Source organism: Paraburkholderia sp. (assembly GCF_004298475.1).
Lineage (GTDB): Bacteria > Pseudomonadota > Gammaproteobacteria > Burkholderiales > Burkholderiaceae > Paraburkholderia > Paraburkholderia denitrificans.
The window spans coordinates 13,361-29,563 of the sequence record NZ_SCRP01000026.1 but is presented as its reverse complement, the minus strand read 5'-3'; the positions used below and the strand labels follow the sequence as shown (position 1 = coordinate 29,563).

Genomic DNA, 16,203 nt, shown 5'->3' with positions numbered 1-16,203 from the left:
ATATGGGAATTAAATGCGCGCGCAACCAACGCGCGGCGCATGCAGGCTCGATGGAACGATTAGCGCAAGCCTTGCGGCCGATCCTGCGGATCGCTTTCGCGCCGCGCGCGCAGCGTCACCGGCGCAAGCTGCGCGCGGCGCATGCGCAGCAAGTCGCGCGATGCGCCGATGCCGATCAGGCCCATCATCACGGCGATACCGATTAGCAGATGCGTATTCATGGAAATCCTCGGGCGATGGCGATTGAAAGGGTGGCGAAAAAACCTTTCCGCCACCTTAGCAAAGCACCGTGTGCCCGGGAGTAAGGAAGTGTTGCGATCGGCTGCACCTGTAACAGCCTGTCACAACGCGCGGCCCGGACAGGCCGCATCAACGTGCCCAGGCCGGCGCTCAGCCACGCATTCAGGTACGCGCGAACTTGCGTAATTCGGCCTGATCGTTCGCGAGCGTCGCGGGCAGTTTCTCGCGCAGCAGTTCCACCCACGTGCGGATCTTCGCGTCGAGATACTGTCGCGACGGGTACATCGCATACACGTTCATCTCCTGCGATTTGTACTCGGGCAGGATCCACACGAGTTCGCCGCTGCGCAGCCCGCTGATGGCCGAATAGATCGGCAGCAGGCCGACGCCCATGCCTTCGCGCACCGCCACCGCCATCGCCTCGGCGACATTGACCTGGAACACGGGCGTGGGGAGGTTGATGATCTGTTCGCCGTCGGGGCCGCTGAAATGCCATTGCGACAGGGGAAACACCGGCGTCACGACTGGAAGGCAGATGTGATGGGCGAGATCGACGGGCCGTTGCGGCACGCCGTGGCGCTCGAGATACGCGGGCGACGCGCAAGCAATGCTGAACGCGCTCGCGATGCGTTGGGACACGAAGCCCGAATCCGGCAGATCGTCCGCCGCCAGCACGAGCGCAACGTCGTAGCCCTCGTCGAGCAGATCCGGCATGCGCTGCGCGAGCGTGAGTTCGACGCTCACATCGGGATAAAGCTGCTGATACTCGCCCACCGCCGGCACGACATAGTGCTGGCCGAAGCTCGTCATCGCGTGGATCTTCAGTTTGCCCGAGGGCCGCGCGTGCGCGTCGCCCGCTTCCGCTTCCGCCTGGTCGACGCACGCGAGGATCTGCTCGCAGCGCTGCAGATAGCGCTCTCCGGCCTCGGTCAGCGCGATGCGGCGCGTCGTGCGGTTCAGCAGACGCGTGCGTAGATGCGCCTCCAGATCCGACACCGCGCGCGATGCATAGGCCGTTGTCGTATTCAGGTACTGCGCGGCACCGGTGAAGCTCCCCGCCTCGACCACCCGGACAAAAACGCGCATGTTCTGCAGCGTATCCATTTCCACCCTTTTTCTAACGGAAGGATTGTTACATAAATTGCAAAATCGATTGTACTAGATTGCGTAAGAATACCTTGCATCCCTACTGCTTATTCGGCAATAGATCAAAAAATATAATGACGGGCACTGTTCTATAGCCAGGATGAGGAGTAGATTGTGCAGCCCCCGGTATCGAAAGGACTTGTCGCACTCACGGTTCTTACGTTCTCTTCAATAATCGCGGGTTGCGCCAGTACCGGGGATATCGCACCGCAAGCAAAGCGGGTCGATGCGGTGCAGCTCGATGCCGGATCGGCGATCCGGGCAGCCAATGCCGATGCGCAGTGGCCCGCCAGCGACTGGTGGCGCAGCTATCGCGATCCGCAGCTCGACGCCTGGATCGATGCAGCGATTGCGGGCAATCCGTCACTCGGCGCAGCGCAGGCGCGCGTGCGCGAAGCGCGCTCGATGGCGGGCGTCGCCGCCGCGGGCCTGCTGCCGCAGATCAACGGCAACATGTCGGTCCAGCGTCAGCAATGGGCCGACAACGTCTACTACGGCCCAGGCCCGCTCGCCGGCGCGAATACCTGGAACAACACGGCGACGCTCGGCCTCTCGTATCACCTCGACCTGTGGGGCCAGGACAGGAACAGCGCGGAGCGCGCGCTCGACCTCGCGCACGCGAGCGCCGCCGATGCGCGCGCCGCCCAGCTCGAACTCGAAGTCAACGTCACGCGCGCATACATCGAACTTTCGTTGAACTACGCGCTGCTCGACATCGCGCAGCAAACGCTCGGCGAACAGCAGAAAATTCTCGTGCTCGCGCAAAAACGCCTGGCGGGCGGCATCGGCACGCAGCTCGAAGTGAGCCAGGCGCAAACGCCGCTGCCCGAGTACGAACGCCAGGTGGATGCGGTCGAAGAAGCCATCGCGCTCGGCAAGAACCAGCTCGCCGCACTCGCGGGCAAAGGACCCGGCGCGGGCGAGTCGATCACGCGGCCGGCCCTTTCGCTCGCAACGCCTGCGGGCCTGCCCTCGACGCTGCCCGCCGAGCTGATCGGCCATCGCCCGGACATCGTCGCGGCGCGCTGGACCGTGGCCTCGCAGGCGCGCGGCATCGACGTCGCCAGGGCGCAGTTCTATCCGAACGTGAACCTGCTCGTCTCGATGGGCGGCTACGCGGCGGCAGGCCCGCTGTTCCAGTTCCTGAAGTCGATGAGCGGCAGTTGGGCGGGCGGCCCCGCGCTCTCGCTGCCGATCTTCGACGGCGGACGCCTGCGCGCGCAGCTCGGCGCGCAATCGGCTGCTTACGACATCGCCGTCGAACAGTACAACCAGACCATCGTCACCGCGCTCAAGGAAATCGCCGACGAGGTCGTGCGCATGCGCTCGCTCGCGACCCAGGAAGACGACGCGCATCGCTCGGTCGAAGCGGCGCAGCGCAATTTCGATCTCGCGACGGAAAGCTATCGCCGCGGTCTCACCGACTATCTGAACGTGCTGATCGCGCAGACGCAATTGTTGCGCGCGCAAGAAAGCGTCGCGCGCATCGCGGCGGAACGCCTTGTTGCGCACGCAACGCTCGTGGCCGCGCTCGGCGGTGGCGCAATCGATCCGGCGAGCGGACCGGCCGACGCCGAGCAACTGCCTGCGCACGGCAAGGCAACGCGCGCGGTGCCGCTCGCGCCCGCCGCGCTGCTTGCGCCCGTGGGTCGCACAGATCGCACGGATCGCGCGGATCGGCGCGACGAGTAAGGCAGCGCCCATGCAAGCGTCCCCCTCCGCCTCATCCGGCTCCGAGCGGCTGATCGCGGCCCTCACCGACTGGGCGCGCACCGATGGCCTCGTCTGGATCTATCTCTTCAAGGCAATCGCCGCAGCGCTGCTCGCGCTCGGCATCGCCATGAAGCTCGATCTGCCGCAGCCGCGCACGGCCATGACCACCGTGTTCATCGTGATGCAGCCGCAAAGCGGCATGGTGTTCGCGAAGAGCTTTTACCGGATCAGTGGAACACTGATCGGGCTCGTGGTGATGCTCGCGTTGATCGGCCTGTTCGCCCAGCAGCCCGAGCTGTTCATCCTCTCGACGGCGCTCTGGGTCGGCATCTGCACCGCAGGCGCCGCGCGCAACCGCCACTTCCGCTCGTACGGCTTCGTACTCGCAGGCTACACGGCCGCGCTGATCGGCATTCCGGCCTCGCAGCATCCCGACGGCGCGTTCATGTCCGCGCTCACGCGCGTCGCCGAGATCTCGCTCGGCATCGTGTGCTCGGGCATCGTCAGCGCGGTCGTGTTTCCGCAATACACCGGCAATCAGTTGCGCTCGACCGTGCGCCAGCGCTTCTCGGCGTTCGTCGACCATGTGTCGGCGGCGCTCTCGGGAAGCACCGAACGCGCGCAGATCGAAGCGGCCAACGCGCGTTTCGTGGCCGACGTCGTCGGCTTCGAGGCAGCCCGCAGCAGCGCCATCTTCGAGTCGCCGGATTCGCGCATGAAAGGCGGCCGGCTAGCGCGCCTGAACAGCGAATTCATGACGGCTTCCACGCGCTTTCACGCGCTGCATCAGTTGATGAACCGGCTGCGCGGCGAACACGCTTCGGCAAGCGTCGAAGCGCTCGAACCGTACTTCCGCGAAATCGCGCCGCTCTTTGCAAAGTTCGGCGAACCGGTGCTCGCCGCCGCCGATGCCGCTCATGTCGCACAGCAGCTCGAAGCCTGGCGCACAACGCTGCCGAAGCGCGTGCGCGCCACGCGCGCCGAACTCGAAGCGCACGGCACGGCAAACCTGCTCGACTTCGATACGGCGACCGAACTGCTCTATCGCTTCATTCACGAGATGACCGAGTACACGGCAACCTACGCGTCGCTTGCCGTCGATACGCACGTGCGCGAGAACTGGATTGCGCGCTACGTGCCGAAGACGAACTGGATCGCGGCGGGCGTCGCGGGCCTGCGCGCGGCAGTTGCGATGTCGCTGCTCGGCGCATTCTGGATCGCCACGGCCTGGCCGAGCGGCCCGAACCTGGTGCTCATGGCGGCGACGATCTGCGCGCTCGCGTCGTCGTCGCCGTTCCCGTCGCGCACCGCGAGCCAGATGTCCGCGGGCGCAGCGCTCGCGGCGCTCGTCGGCATGGTCCTCACGTTCGGCGTGTTTCCGCATATCGACGATTTTGCGCTGCTTGCCGCCGTGCTCGCGCCCGCGCTCGCGTTCGGCGTGTTCCTCACGACGCGCCCGAAATACGCGGGCTACGGCACGGGTTACTGCATCATTCTGTGTTTCCTCGCGGGACCGGACAACGTGATCCAGTACAACCCGGGCAACTACATCAACGACGCCATCGCGCTTGTCGCGTCGATGGCGGTCGCGGCGGCCGCATTCGCCGTGTTTTTGCCGCCCTCCACGCCGTGGCTGCGCAACCGTCTTCTCGCCGATCTGCGCGGACAGGTCGCGCATGCGTGCCGCACGCGCCTCTTCGGCCTGCGCAACCGCTTCGAGAGCGGCGCACGCGATCTGATGTTCCAGATCCACGCACTCGTCGGCGGCGACGACACGCTCAAACGCGACACGCTGCGCTGGCTCTTTTCGGTGCTCGAAGTGGGCAACGCCGTGATCGACCTGCGCCACGAACTCGCCACGCTGCCCGCGCACCCGCGCTATGCGGCGGGCACGGCGTGGCGCGCGGCGATCCGCGCGATGCTCGGCACGTTGAGCGCGCTCTTCGCGCGCCCTGGACAGCGCCGCCATGCACAGGCGCTGACCGCCACCGACGCGGCCATCGCGGCGGGACAGGCCGTGCTCGACAGCTTCGAGCCGCCGCGCGAAGAACGCCATCAGTTGCAGCGCATCCTGAGCCATCTGCATTTCATCCGCACGGCGCTCATCGATCCGCAATCGCCGCTCCCGCACCATGCGGCACCGGCGGAGCACGAAGGCTCACCGCAAGGAGTCAACCATGCCGCGTGACGTGGCTTTTCTCGACGCCTACATTCCGGCGATCGTCCTCTTGTTCATCCTCGGCTCGGCGATTACCTGGGTGCTCGATTCCATGCTGGCGCGCGCCGGCCTCTACCGGATCGTCTGGCACCCCTCCCTCTTTCGCGTGAGCCTGCTGGTCGTCGTGTGCTGCGCGCTCGGCCTCGCCGTCTATCGTTGAACCGTTCAATCATGACTATCCGAAACATCATGGGCTTTATCGCGACCGCGATCATCTTCATCGTCGCCCTGCTGGTGGGGCGCGTGCTGTGGGTCCACTACATGGACGAGCCGTGGACCCGCGATGGCCGCGTGCGCGCCGAAGTAGTCAACATCGCACCCGACGTCTCCGGCGCCGTGGTCGAACTGCCCGTAGCCGACAACCAGTTCGTCCACAAAGGCGATCTGCTGATGCAGATCGATCCGTCGCACTACGCAATCGCTGTCGAGCAGGCGCAGGCGGCGGTCGCCGCGCACAAGGCGGAACTGACGATGCGCGAGGACGATGCGAAGCGCCGCGCCGATATGGACAACCTCGTCGTCTCGAAGGAAAACCGCGAAAACGCGTCGCACACCGCGAACGCCGCGCAGGCGCAGTACCAGGAAGCGCTCGCCGCGCTCGACGCCGCGAAGCTCAATCTGCAGCGTACGCGCGTGATTTCGCCGGTCGACGGCTACGTGACGAACCTTCAGGTGTTCAAGGGCGACTATGCGATTGCCGGCCAGGCGAAGCTTGCGGTGGTGGACAGCCACTCGTTCTGGGTCTACGGCTACTTCGAGGAAACCAAGCTGCCGCACGTGAAGGTGGGCAACAAGGCCGAGATCAAGCTCATGAGCGGCGGCACGCTGGAGGGCCACGTCGAAAGCATCTCGCGCGGCATCTACGACCGCGACAATCCGCAGAGCCGCGAATTGCTCGCCGACGTGAACCCGACGTTCAACTGGGTGCGTCTCGCGCAGCGCGTGCCGGTGCGCGTGCACATCGACAAGGTGCCCGACGGCATGGTCCTCGCGGCGGGCACGACGTGTACGGTGGTGGTGAAGCCCGGGACTTGATCAGAGGATTTGATTCATGTCTATTCGCATCGCATCAGCCACCCTCGATTGATACAGATCAAAACGGCGCATAGTCCGGGATCGCGCCTGTTTCAAGGCTGGCATCGAAACAGCGGCACACGGCAGCATCGGCGGCACTGCACCGCCATGCCCGCACGCACCGCAGCATAAGGGTCACGCGCCGCCCGCCGCTGCGCCGCGCGTACGCGGGCGCACCGAAACACGCGTCGAACCTCGGACGCAACACCGCCAAAACCGTGCAGCGCATCATGGAGAACCCGCGTTGCCCGCCCGAGCCGCACTGCTCTATTCTGCGAAAAAACCCACAAAACCCAGCAGGACGACCGCCCCCGAAGGAGTTTTTTCATGCGCAGCTACCGCGACTTTCACCGCGAATCGATTGCCGATCCCGAGAACTTCTGGCGGCGCGAAGCCTTGCGCATCCATTGGGAAACGCCATTCGACGCCGTGCTCGACCGCTCGAACCCGCCCTTCGCGCGCTGGTTCTGCGGTGGCCGCACGAATCTGTGCTTCAACGCGGTCGATCGCCATCTCGCCGAGCGCGCGCAGCAAAACGCACTCGTCTATGTTTCGACCGAAACCGGCATCGAGCGCCGCTACACCTACGCCGAACTCCACGCCGAAGTGAACCGCATGGCTGCCGTGATGCGCTCGCTCGGCGTGAAGCGCGGCGAGCGCGTGCTGATCTATCTGCCGATGATCCCCGAGGCGGTGTTCGCCGTGCTTGCGTGCGCGCGGCTCGGCGCGATCCATTCGGTCGTGTTCGGCGGGTTCGCTGCGCCCTCGCTCGCGGCGCGCATCGACGATGCGAAGCCCGTGCTGATCGTGAGTGCCGACGCGGGCGCGCGCGGCGGCAAGGTGATCGACTACACGCCGCTCGTCGACGAAGCGATGTCACGCGCGCAGCACGCACCTTCGAAGGTCCTGCTGATCGACCGGCACCTCGCGCCCGGGCGCCTGAAGGCGAGCTATATCGTCGATTACGAGCCGCTGCGCGAGCAGTACCACGACGTCCAGGTTCCGTGCGAATGGCTCGAATCGAACGAGCCGTCGTACATCCTCTACACCTCCGGCACGACCGACAAGCCCAAGGGCGTGCAGCGCGACGTCGGCGGCTATGCCGTGGCGCTGGCGTCGTCGATGGAATACATCTTCGAAGGCCGCGCGGGCGACACGATGTTCACCGCATCGGATATCGGCTGGGTGGTCGGACACAGCTACATCATCTATGCGCCGCTCCTCGCGGGCATGACGACCGTGATGTACGAAGGCACGCCGATCCGCCCCGATGGCGGCATCTGGTGGCGCCTCGTCGAGCAGCATCGCGTGAACCTCATGTTCACCGCGCCGACCGCGATCCGCGTGCTCAAGAAGCAGGACCCGGCCCTGTTGCGCGCCGCCGATCTGTCGAGCCTGCGCACGCTGTTCCTCGCGGGCGAGCCGCTCGACGAGCCGACCGCCGAGTGGATCTCCGAAGCGCTCGACAAGCCCGTGGTCGACAACTACTGGCAGACCGAAACCGGCTGGCCGATGCTCGCGATCCAGCGCGGCGTCGAAGTGCTGCCGCAAAAGCTCGGCTCGCCGGGCGTGCCCGTGTACGGCTACAACCTCACGCTGCGCAACGAGCACACGGGCGAGCCGTGCGCGACCGGCGAAAAGGGTGTGATCACGCTCGGCTATCCGCTGCCGCCGGGCTGCATGCAGACGGTCTGGGGCGACGACGCGCGCTTCGTGAAGACGTACTGGGAAAGCGTGCCTGGCGAGCAGGTCTATTCGACGTTCGACTGGGGCGTGCAGGACGACGAAGGTTACGTGACGATCCTCGGCCGCACCGACGACGTCATCAACGTCGCCGGCCACCGGCTCGGCACGCGCGAGATCGAGGAAGCGATTTCCTCGCATGCGGCGGTCGCGGAAGTTGCCGTCGTGGGCGTGAACGATGCGTTGAAGGGCCAGGCCGCGCTCGCGTTCGTCGTGCTGCGCGATGCGGGCGCGAGCGCCGATCCGGCTGCGGCGAAGACGCTCGAAGTGGCGATTGCGTCGACCGTCGATCGTCATCTCGGCGCTATCGGGCGGCCCGCGCGCGTGCATTTCGTCGGCGCGCTGCCGAAGACGCGTTCGGGCAAACTGCTGCGCCGTGCCATCGCCGCGCTCGCCGAAGGTCACGATCCGGGCGATCTGCCGACGATCGAAGACGCGTCGGCGTTGCAACAGATCCGCGAGGCCGTGGCGCGCGCGTAGCCGTTAAATACCCGGTAGAAGCAGCTAAATCGCCAAAGCGCCGGTTCCCCGGCGCTTTGGCGCTTCAGCGCGACAGTGACGCGTATGAGGCGAGGAAGCGCTTGAGGATGCCCGTGGAATAGGTACCCGCGATATCGGTGAGAAAACTCGCGAACGAGGTGCTCGCGTGTTCGTCGGCGGTATCCGAAATCGTGCGCACCACGGCGCACGGCACGCCGTATTCGTGGCAGACCTGCGCGATGGCCGCGCCTTCCATTTCGACCGCGAGGGCATCGGGCTGCGCCGCGCGCAACGCACCGACCGCCTGCGCGCTCGCGACGAACTGATCGCCGCTGATCACGAGCCCGCGATGCACGCGCGGCGTCGCCGTCCGGAAGTGCGCGGCGAGCGCCGCGCCCTCTTGCGCCACGAAGCGCTCGCACGCATCGGCGAGCGCCTGCGCGAGCGCGCGGTCGGCATCGAAGCGCGCGCGCCCGAGCAACGGAATCTCGAAGCGCGGAAAGAGCGGCTCGGCGTTCATGTCGTGCTGAAGCAGCGTGTCGCCGACCACGATGTCGCCGATATGCACCGACGCGCCGACCCCGCCCGCGACACCCGTAAACACGATGGCTTCGACGTCGAACTCATGGATCAGTGCGCTCGCCGTGGCCGCAGCCGCGACCTTGCCGACGCGCGCGAGCGTCACGACGCAGGGCACGCCGTGCACGGTGCCGACGTGATAGTCGCGCTTGCCGTGCGTGCGCGTGACGAGGCCCGATTCGGCCTGCATCGCCGCGATGAGGTCGCCCAGTTCTTCGGGCAGTGCGGCGAGCACGCCCAGCGGACGCACGGGGGCCTTCGTCGTCGCGTTCTTCGTTGAATTCATCGCTTTCTGTTTTTCGTTGAGGTTCAATCGGGCCGGAGCACGGGGTCACTCCACCGGCTGCAGCTTCGCCACTGCAAGCGCGAGCCACTTCTCGCCGTGGCGCTTGAAGCGGACCTGTGCCTTCGCGTCGGTGCCGCTGCCTTCGAGCGCCGTGATCGTACCTTCGCCGAACTTCGTGTGGAAGACCTGCTGGCCGACGCGAAAGCCCGTCTCCGCCGCGCGTTGCTCGTTGGCGAACGACGGCAGCGGCGTCTTGTCCTGCACATAGCCATCGCGCTCGCGGCTCCCGCCGCCGCTTCCGCCACTGTTTCCACCGCCGTTTCCACCACCGCTCCCACCCGAACGCCCGAACCAGTCGCGGCCCCAGCCCGCGTTATCGGAGCGTCCGCCCCAGCGCGCGCCTGCCTCGACCTTCGGCGTGAGCCACTTGAGCGTCTCTTGCGGCAGTTCGTCGAAGAAGCGCGAGCGCACGTTATAGCGCGTCTGTCCGTGCAAAAGACGGCTTTGCGCGAACGACAGATACAGCCGCTCCTTTGCGCGCGTGATCGCGACGTACATCAGGCGGCGCTCTTCTTCGAGGCCATCGGCTTCCATCGCGCTGTTCTCGTGCGGGAACAGCCCTTCTTCGAGGCCGGTGATGAACACGGCCGTAAATTCCAGGCCCTTCGCTGCGTGCACGGTCATCAACTGCACCGCGTCCTGGCCTGCCTGCGCCTGGTTGTCGCCCGCTTCGAGCGACGCGTGCGAGAGAAAGCCCGCGAGCGGCGTCATGACATCGGGATTCTGCGCGGGATCGGTGATTGCGGGCGCATCGATCACTTCGATTTCGCCGTCGAGCGACACGATCTCCGGCGCCGACGACGCACCCGGGCGCAGCGGGATCGAGCGCGCGGGCGTATCGAGCCCATAGCCCTGTTCGCTCACGAACGCCGTTGCCGCGTTGACGAGTTCCTGCAGGTTCTCCAGCCGGTCCTGGCCTTCGCGCTCGCTCTGATAGAAGTCGGCGAGACCGCTCATGCGCACCGTGTATTCGACGGTTTCGGGCAGGCTCAATTGCGCCGTTTCCGCGCGCATCTTCGCGATCAGGTTCGCGAACGACGCGAGGCTCGAACCGGCCTTGCCGGTGACGTAGGGAATCGCCGCCGCCATCGAGCAGTTATAGAGGCGCGCCGCATCCGCGAGCTGTTCGATGGAACGCGCGCCGATGCCGCGCGTCGGAAAGTTCACGACGCGCGCAAACGCGGTGTCGTCGTTCGGGTTGTCGATGAGGCGCAGATACGCGAGCGCGTGCTTCACTTCCTGGCGCTCGAAAAAGCGCAGGCCGCCGTACACCTTGTACGGGATGCCCGCGTTCACGAGCGTGTGCTCGATCATGCGCGACTGCGCGTTGCTGCGATAGAGCACCGCCACCTCGTGGCGCGCGAGCCCCTGATTCACGAGCGCGCGGATCTCCTCGACGATCCAGCCCGCTTCCTGCGAATCGGTCGCCGCCTCGTAGACGCGCACCGGCTCGCCGTGGCCCGCGTCGGTGCGCAGGTTCTTGCCGAGGCGGCGCGCGTTGTGCGCAATCAGATGATTCGCGGCATCGAGGATATGGCCGTGCGAGCGGTAGTTCTGCTCCAGCTTGATCATGTGCTTCACGCGGAATTCGTTCTCGAAGTCGCGCATATTGCCCACGTTCGCACCACGGAACGCGTAGATCGACTGGTCGTCGTCGCCCACGGCGAAGATGGCGTTGTTTGCGCCCGCAAGCAGTTTCAGCCACGCGTACTGGAGCTTGTTCGTGTCCTGGAACTCGTCCACGAGGATGTCGCGAAAACGCGCCTGATAGTGCGCGCGCAACGGCGGATTGTGCGCGAGCAGTTCGTAGCAGCGCAGCAGGAGTTCCGCGAAATCGACCACGCCTTCGCGCTGGCACTGCTGGTCGTAGGCTTCGTAGAGTTCGACGAACTTGCGGTTGAAGCTGTCGGTGACATCGACGTCCTTCGGCCGCAGGCCCTGCTCCTTCGCGTTGTTGATGAAGTACTGGAGGTTCTTCGGCGGGTATTTCTCGTCGTCGACGTTCAAGCCCTTCATCAGGCGCTTGATGGCCGAAAGCTGGTCGGCCGTGTCGAGGATCTGGAACGTCTGCGGCAGGCCCGCATCGCGGAAATGCGCGCGCAGCATGCGGTTGCACAGGCCGTGGAAGGTGCCGATCCACATGCCGCGCGTGTCGATGGGCAAGAGCGCCTGGAGGCGCCCCATCATTTCGCGCGCGGCCTTGTTCGTGAACGTGACGCCGAGGATCGTCGCGGGCGACGCGAGCCCCTGCTGGATCAGCCACGCGATGCGCGTGATCAGCACGCGCGTCTTGCCGCTGCCGGCCCCGGCCAGGATGAGCGCCGGTTCGTTCGGCAAGGTGACGGCGGCGAGTTGTTCGGGGTTCAGATTCGCGAGCAGATCGGGCATGTGGTGCGCAGGCTGTGATGACGCGCGCGGTGAGCGCGCCGAAAGATGGCAGAGCGCCATTATAAATCCCGCGTGTGGCGAGAGCGGCGGGCGGCGGGGCCGCGGGGCAGAGGCGCCCGCCCGACGCGCCGCGCGCGAATCGGGGTGCGCGGCGCGTCCCGGGTCCGTGCGCCGCCCGGCCGCGCCACGGCGGGGACCGAACTACCCCTTATAATCGAGGGTTTCCGCATCCTTTTTTCGGCAGATCCCACCCATGAGCGACAGCACGCTAGCGAAAAGCTTCGAGCCCCAGACGATCGAGGCCCAATGGGGCCCCGAATGGGAGCGCCGCGGCTACGCCGCCGCGACCTTCACGCCCGGCCGCAACAACTTCTCGATCCAGTTGCCGCCGCCCAACGTCACCGGCACGCTGCACATGGGGCACGCGTTCAACCAGACGATCATGGATGGCCTCACGCGCTATCACCGCATGCTCGGCGAGAACACGCTGTGGGTCCCCGGCACCGACCACGCGGGCATCGCCACGCAGATCGTCGTCGAACGCCAGCTCGACGCCCAGAAAGTCTCGCGCCACGATCTCGGCCGCGAGAAGTTCGTCGAACGCGTGTGGGAATGGAAGCAGCAGTCGGGCTCCACGATCACGGGCCAGGTGCGGCGTCTTGGCGCATCGATCGACTGGTCGCGCGAATACTTCACGATGGACGACAAGATGTCGGCCGCCGTGCGCGACGTATTCGTGCGCCTCTATGAACAGGGCCTGATCTATCGCGGCAAGCGCCTCGTGAACTGGGATCCGGTGCTGCTCACGGCCGTCTCCGACCTCGAAGTCGCGAGCGAAGAGGAAAACGGGCATCTGTGGCACCTGCGCTATCCGCTCGCGGACGGCTCGGGTCATCTGACCGTTGCGACGACGCGCCCCGAAACCATGCTCGGCGATACGGCCGTGATGGTTCATCCCGAGGACGAGCGTTACGCGCACCTGATCGGCAAGACCGTGAAGCTGCCGCTCGCCGACCGCGAAATCCCCATCATCGCCGACGACTACGTCGATCGCGAATTCGGCACGGGCGTCGTGAAAGTCACGCCCGCGCACGACTTCAACGACTACCAGGTCGGCCTGCGCCACAGCCTGCCGATGATCGAGATCCTCACGCTCGACGCGAAGATCAACGCCAACGCGCCGGAAAAATACCGCGGCCTCGACCGCTTCGAGGCGCGCAAGCAGGTCGTCGCCGACTTCGAGGCGCTCGGCCTGCTCGACTCGGTGCAGCCGCACAAGCTGATGGTGCCGCGCGGCGACCGCACGGGCGTCGCGATCGAGCCGATGCTGACCGACCAATGGTTCGTGGCGATGAGCAAGCCCGCGCCGGAAGGCACCTTCAACCCGGGCAAGTCGATCGCCGAAACCGCACTCGACGTCGTGCGCAACGGCCAGATCAAATTCGTGCCTGAAAACTGGACCACGACCTACTATCAGTGGCTCGAGAACATCCAGGACTGGTGCATTTCGCGCCAGCTCTGGTGGGGCCACCAGATCCCGGCGTGGTACGGCGAAAACGGCGAAATCTTCGTTGCGAAGAGCGAGGAAGAAGCCCGCGCGCAGGCCAGGGCAAAGGGCTACGAGGGCGCGCTCAAGCGCGACGAAGACGTGCTCGACACGTGGTTCTCGTCGGCGCTCGTGCCGTTCTCGTCGCTCGGCTGGCCCGCGGAAACCCCTGAATTGAAGGCGTTCCTGCCCTCCTCCGTGCTCGTGACCGGCTTCGACATCATCTTCTTCTGGGTCGCGCGCATGGTCATGATGACCACGCACTTCACCGGCAAGGTGCCGTTCGACACGGTGTACGTGCACGGCCTCGTGCGCGACGCCGAGGGCCAGAAGATGTCGAAGAGCAAGGGCAATACGCTCGACCCGATCGATATCGTCGACGGCATCGAACTCGAAGCGCTCGTCGCCAAGCGCACCACGGGCCTCATGAATCCGAAGCAGGCCGCCAGCATCGAAAAGAAGACGCGCAAGGAGTTTCCGGACGGCATCGCCGCGTTCGGCACGGACGCGCTGCGCTTCACGATGGCGTCGATGGCCACGCTCGGCCGCAACGTCAACTTCGATCTCGCGCGCTGCGAAGGCTACCGCAACTTCTGCAACAAGCTGTGGAACGCCACGCGTTTCGTGCTGATGAACTGCGAAGGCCACGACTGCGGCTTCGCGAAACCGGGCCCGTGCGAGCCGGGCGATTGCGCCCCGGGCGGCTACACGCACTTCTCGCAGGCCGACCGCTGGATCGTCTCGCTCCTGCAGCGCGTGGAAGCGGAAGTGGCGAAGGGTTTCGCCGACTATCGCTTCGACAATGTGGCCAACGCCCTATACAAGTTTGTCTGGGACGAATACTGTGACTGGTATCTGGAACTCGCGAAGGTGCAGATCCAGAGCGGCACGCCCGAGCAGCAGCGCGCGACGCGCCGCACGCTGTTGCGTGTGCTGGAAACGGTGCTACGTCTCGCGCATCCGGTGATTCCGTTCATCACGGAAGCGCTGTGGCAAAAGGTTGCGCCGCTCACCGATGCGTATCCGCGCGACGCAGCCGCTGGCGCGGCGTCGATCATGGTGCAGCCGTACCCTGTCGCCGAACCGAAGAAGATCGATGAAACCGCCGAACAGTGGGCCGCCGACCTGAAGGCCGTGATCGACGCATGCCGGAATCTGCGTGGCGAGATGAACCTGTCGCCCGCGACGAAGGTGCCGCTGCTGGTCACCGGCAACGCGGAGCGGCTCGCGACTTTCGCGCCGTACGCGCAGGCGCTCGCGCGCCTGTCCGAGGTCCAGATCATCGCCGACGAAGCGGCGCTCGATGCAGCGTCGGCAGGCGCGCCGGTTGCGATCGTTGGAACTGACAAGCTCGTGCTGAAGGTCGAGATCGATGTCGCAGCCGAACGCGAGCGGCTCTCGAAAGAGATTGCCCGCCTGACGAATGAAGTGGCGAAGTGCGATGCGAAGCTCGGAAATGAGAGTTTCGTTGCGAAAGCACCCGCATCGGTCGTTGAGCAGGAGCAGAAAAGACTGGCAGAATATCGGGCCACGTTGGACAAGCTGACCGCGCAGCTCGATCGGCTGCCGGCCTGAGCGCCTGGCCGGCAGGCAAACAGGATGCGACACGCGGCGCTGAACGGAGCGCCGCGCCGCCGCCAGGACCAGAGCACCAGGACCAGCATCAGGACCAGGACTAGAGACATGCTAAAAGTTACAAAAGCGGTATTCCCTGTGGCGGGCCTCGGCACGCGCTTTCTTCCGGCTACGAAGGCTAGCCCGAAGGAAATGCTGCCGATCGTCGACAAGCCTTTGATCCAGTACGCCGTCGAGGAAGCCGTCGCGGCGGGCATCACCGAGATGATCTTCGTGACCGGGCGCAGCAAGCGCGCGATCGAGGACCATTTCGACAAGTCCTATGAGATCGAGGCGGAACTGGAGGCGCGCGGCAAGGCGAAACTGCTGGAACTGGTCCGCGGCATCAAGCCGAACAACGTCGACTGCTTCTACGTGCGTCAGCCCGAAGCACTCGGCCTGGGCCACGCGGTGCTGTGCGCCGAAAAGCTCGTGGGCGACAACCCGTTCGCCGTGATTCTCGCCGACGACCTGCTCTACGGCACGCCGCCCGTCATGAAGCAGATGGTGGACGTGTTCGACCACTACCATAGCTCGGTGATCGGCGTGGAAGAGATTCCGCCTTCGGAAACACGCTCGTACGGCATCGTCGACGGCAAGGAATGGGAAGACGCGATCGTCAAGCTCTCGGGCATCGTCGAAAAACCGGCGCCCGAAGTCGCGCCGTCGAACCTCGGCGTGGTCGGCCGCTACGTGCTCAAGCCGCGGATTTTCGACCACCTGCGCTCGCTCAAGCCCGGTGCGGGCGGCGAATTGCAGCTTACGGACGCGATCCAGTCGCTGCTCGCCGATGAACAGGTGCTCGCGTACAAATACCACGGCACGCGTTTCGACTGCGGCAGCAAGCTCGGCTATCTGAAGGCAACCGTCGAGTTCGCGCTGCGCCACCCGGAAGTGGGGACCGAATTCGCCGATTATCTGCACACGCGCAAGCCGGTCATGGAAGGCTAAGCGCCGCGCGTGTCAAAGCACGCGCTGCAAATTGAATGGCCCGCGACAACAACGCGGGCCATTTTTTTATTTACGCTTTAATTCAGGCTTTAATTCACGTTTTTGTTCGCGCCGTCATTCGCGCACCTGACGCATGCGGCGTGCGGAACAGAAAAGCGTACCGGC

General features: G+C 65.5%; 11 protein-coding genes. 7 read left to right on the top strand and 4 right to left on the bottom strand.

Translation table 11 applies throughout. From position 1 onward, the window contains the following. Window positions 1–59: 59 nt before the first annotated feature. Together EPN59_RS13990 and EPN59_RS13985 are read right to left on the bottom strand one after the other, a co-directional pair. Window positions 60–221 carry a hypothetical protein gene (locus tag EPN59_RS13990; protein ID WP_293040045.1) on the bottom strand — a complete coding sequence of 54 codons (162 nt, stop codon included), beginning with the start codon at window positions 219–221 and terminating at the stop codon, window positions 60–62. A gap of 181 nt (window positions 222–402) precedes the next feature. Further along, entirely contained in the window at window positions 403–1,344 is a 942-nt protein-coding gene (locus EPN59_RS13985) for a LysR family transcriptional regulator (RefSeq protein WP_293040047.1), read from the bottom strand. A gap of 156 nt (window positions 1,345–1,500) precedes the next feature. Between EPN59_RS13985 and EPN59_RS13980 the strand changes: the two genes are divergently transcribed. The 5 genes from EPN59_RS13980 (at window position 1,501) to EPN59_RS13960 (ending at window position 8,614) form a co-directional block, all read left to right on the top strand. After that, window positions 1,501–3,078, top strand: a complete 1,578-nt coding sequence (locus EPN59_RS13980; RefSeq protein ID WP_293040049.1) for an efflux transporter outer membrane subunit — start codon at window positions 1,501–1,503, stop codon at window positions 3,076–3,078. A gap of 10 nt (window positions 3,079–3,088) precedes the next feature. After that, window positions 3,089–5,287, top strand: a complete 2,199-nt coding sequence (locus tag EPN59_RS13975; protein ID WP_293040051.1) for an FUSC family protein — start codon at window positions 3,089–3,091, stop codon at window positions 5,285–5,287. Next, on the top strand, window positions 5,277–5,477 hold the full coding sequence (locus EPN59_RS13970; protein WP_293040053.1) for a DUF1656 domain-containing protein: 201 nt from the start codon (window positions 5,277–5,279) through the stop codon (window positions 5,475–5,477). Before EPN59_RS13975 ends, EPN59_RS13970 begins: the two co-directional genes overlap by 11 nt. An 11-nt stretch (window positions 5,478–5,488) precedes the next feature. After that, window positions 5,489–6,352: an HlyD family secretion protein gene (locus EPN59_RS13965; protein WP_293040055.1), complete on the top strand. Its 864-nt coding sequence runs from the start codon at window positions 5,489–5,491 to the stop codon at window positions 6,350–6,352. Window positions 6,353–6,718: 366 nt separating this feature from the next. After that, complete coding sequence (locus tag EPN59_RS13960) at window positions 6,719–8,614, top strand: propionate--CoA ligase (RefSeq protein ID WP_293040056.1); 1,896 nt, start codon at window positions 6,719–6,721, stop codon at window positions 8,612–8,614. A gap of 64 nt (window positions 8,615–8,678) precedes the next feature. Here the strand turns inward: EPN59_RS13960 and EPN59_RS13955 are convergent, their stop codons facing one another. Next, window positions 8,679–9,479: a 5'-methylthioadenosine/adenosylhomocysteine nucleosidase gene (locus EPN59_RS13955; RefSeq protein ID WP_293040058.1), complete on the bottom strand. Its 801-nt coding sequence runs from the start codon at window positions 9,477–9,479 to the stop codon at window positions 8,679–8,681. A 45-nt stretch (window positions 9,480–9,524) separates the two neighbouring features. Next, window positions 9,525–11,927 (bottom strand): UvrD-helicase domain-containing protein, encoded by a 2,403-nt coding sequence (locus tag EPN59_RS13950; RefSeq protein ID WP_293046213.1) that lies wholly within the window; start codon window positions 11,925–11,927, stop codon window positions 9,525–9,527. Between the two features lie 253 nt (window positions 11,928–12,180). On the opposite strand from EPN59_RS13950, the gene EPN59_RS13945 reads away from it, so the two are divergent. Together EPN59_RS13945 and galU are read left to right on the top strand one after the other, a co-directional pair. Beyond that, window positions 12,181–15,048 (top strand): valine--tRNA ligase, encoded by a 2,868-nt coding sequence (locus EPN59_RS13945; RefSeq protein ID WP_293033443.1) that lies wholly within the window; start codon window positions 12,181–12,183, stop codon window positions 15,046–15,048. A 108-nt stretch (window positions 15,049–15,156) separates the two neighbouring features. Beyond that, complete coding sequence (gene galU, locus EPN59_RS13940; protein WP_293033442.1) at window positions 15,157–16,038, top strand: UTP--glucose-1-phosphate uridylyltransferase GalU; 882 nt, start codon at window positions 15,157–15,159, stop codon at window positions 16,036–16,038. Window positions 16,039–16,203: the final 165 nt, after the last annotated feature.

Bases quoted from the DNA above. Each gene is read 5' to 3' on its own strand.
- EPN59_RS13970 (WP_293040053.1), top strand. From the start codon at position 5,277: ATGCCGCGTGACGTGGCTTTTCTCGACGCCTACATTCCGGCGATCGTC.
- EPN59_RS13945 (WP_293033443.1), top strand. From the start codon at position 12,181: ATGAGCGACAGCACGCTAGCGAAAAGCTTCGAGCCCCAGACGATCGAG.
- EPN59_RS13965 (WP_293040055.1), top strand. From the start codon at position 5,489: ATGACTATCCGAAACATCATGGGCTTTATCGCGACCGCGATCATCTTC.
- EPN59_RS13950 (WP_293046213.1), bottom strand. From the start codon at position 11,927: ATGCCCGATCTGCTCGCGAATCTGAACCCCGAACAACTCGCCGCCGTC.
- EPN59_RS13960 (WP_293040056.1), top strand. From the start codon at position 6,719: ATGCGCAGCTACCGCGACTTTCACCGCGAATCGATTGCCGATCCCGAG.
- EPN59_RS13975 (WP_293040051.1), top strand. From the start codon at position 3,089: ATGCAAGCGTCCCCCTCCGCCTCATCCGGCTCCGAGCGGCTGATCGCG.
- galU (WP_293033442.1), top strand. From the start codon at position 15,157: ATGCTAAAAGTTACAAAAGCGGTATTCCCTGTGGCGGGCCTCGGCACG.
- EPN59_RS13985 (WP_293040047.1), bottom strand. From the start codon at position 1,344: ATGGATACGCTGCAGAACATGCGCGTTTTTGTCCGGGTGGTCGAGGCG.
- EPN59_RS13990 (WP_293040045.1), bottom strand. From the start codon at position 221: ATGAATACGCATCTGCTAATCGGTATCGCCGTGATGATGGGCCTGATC.
- EPN59_RS13955 (WP_293040058.1), bottom strand. From the start codon at position 9,479: ATGAATTCAACGAAGAACGCGACGACGAAGGCCCCCGTGCGTCCGCTG.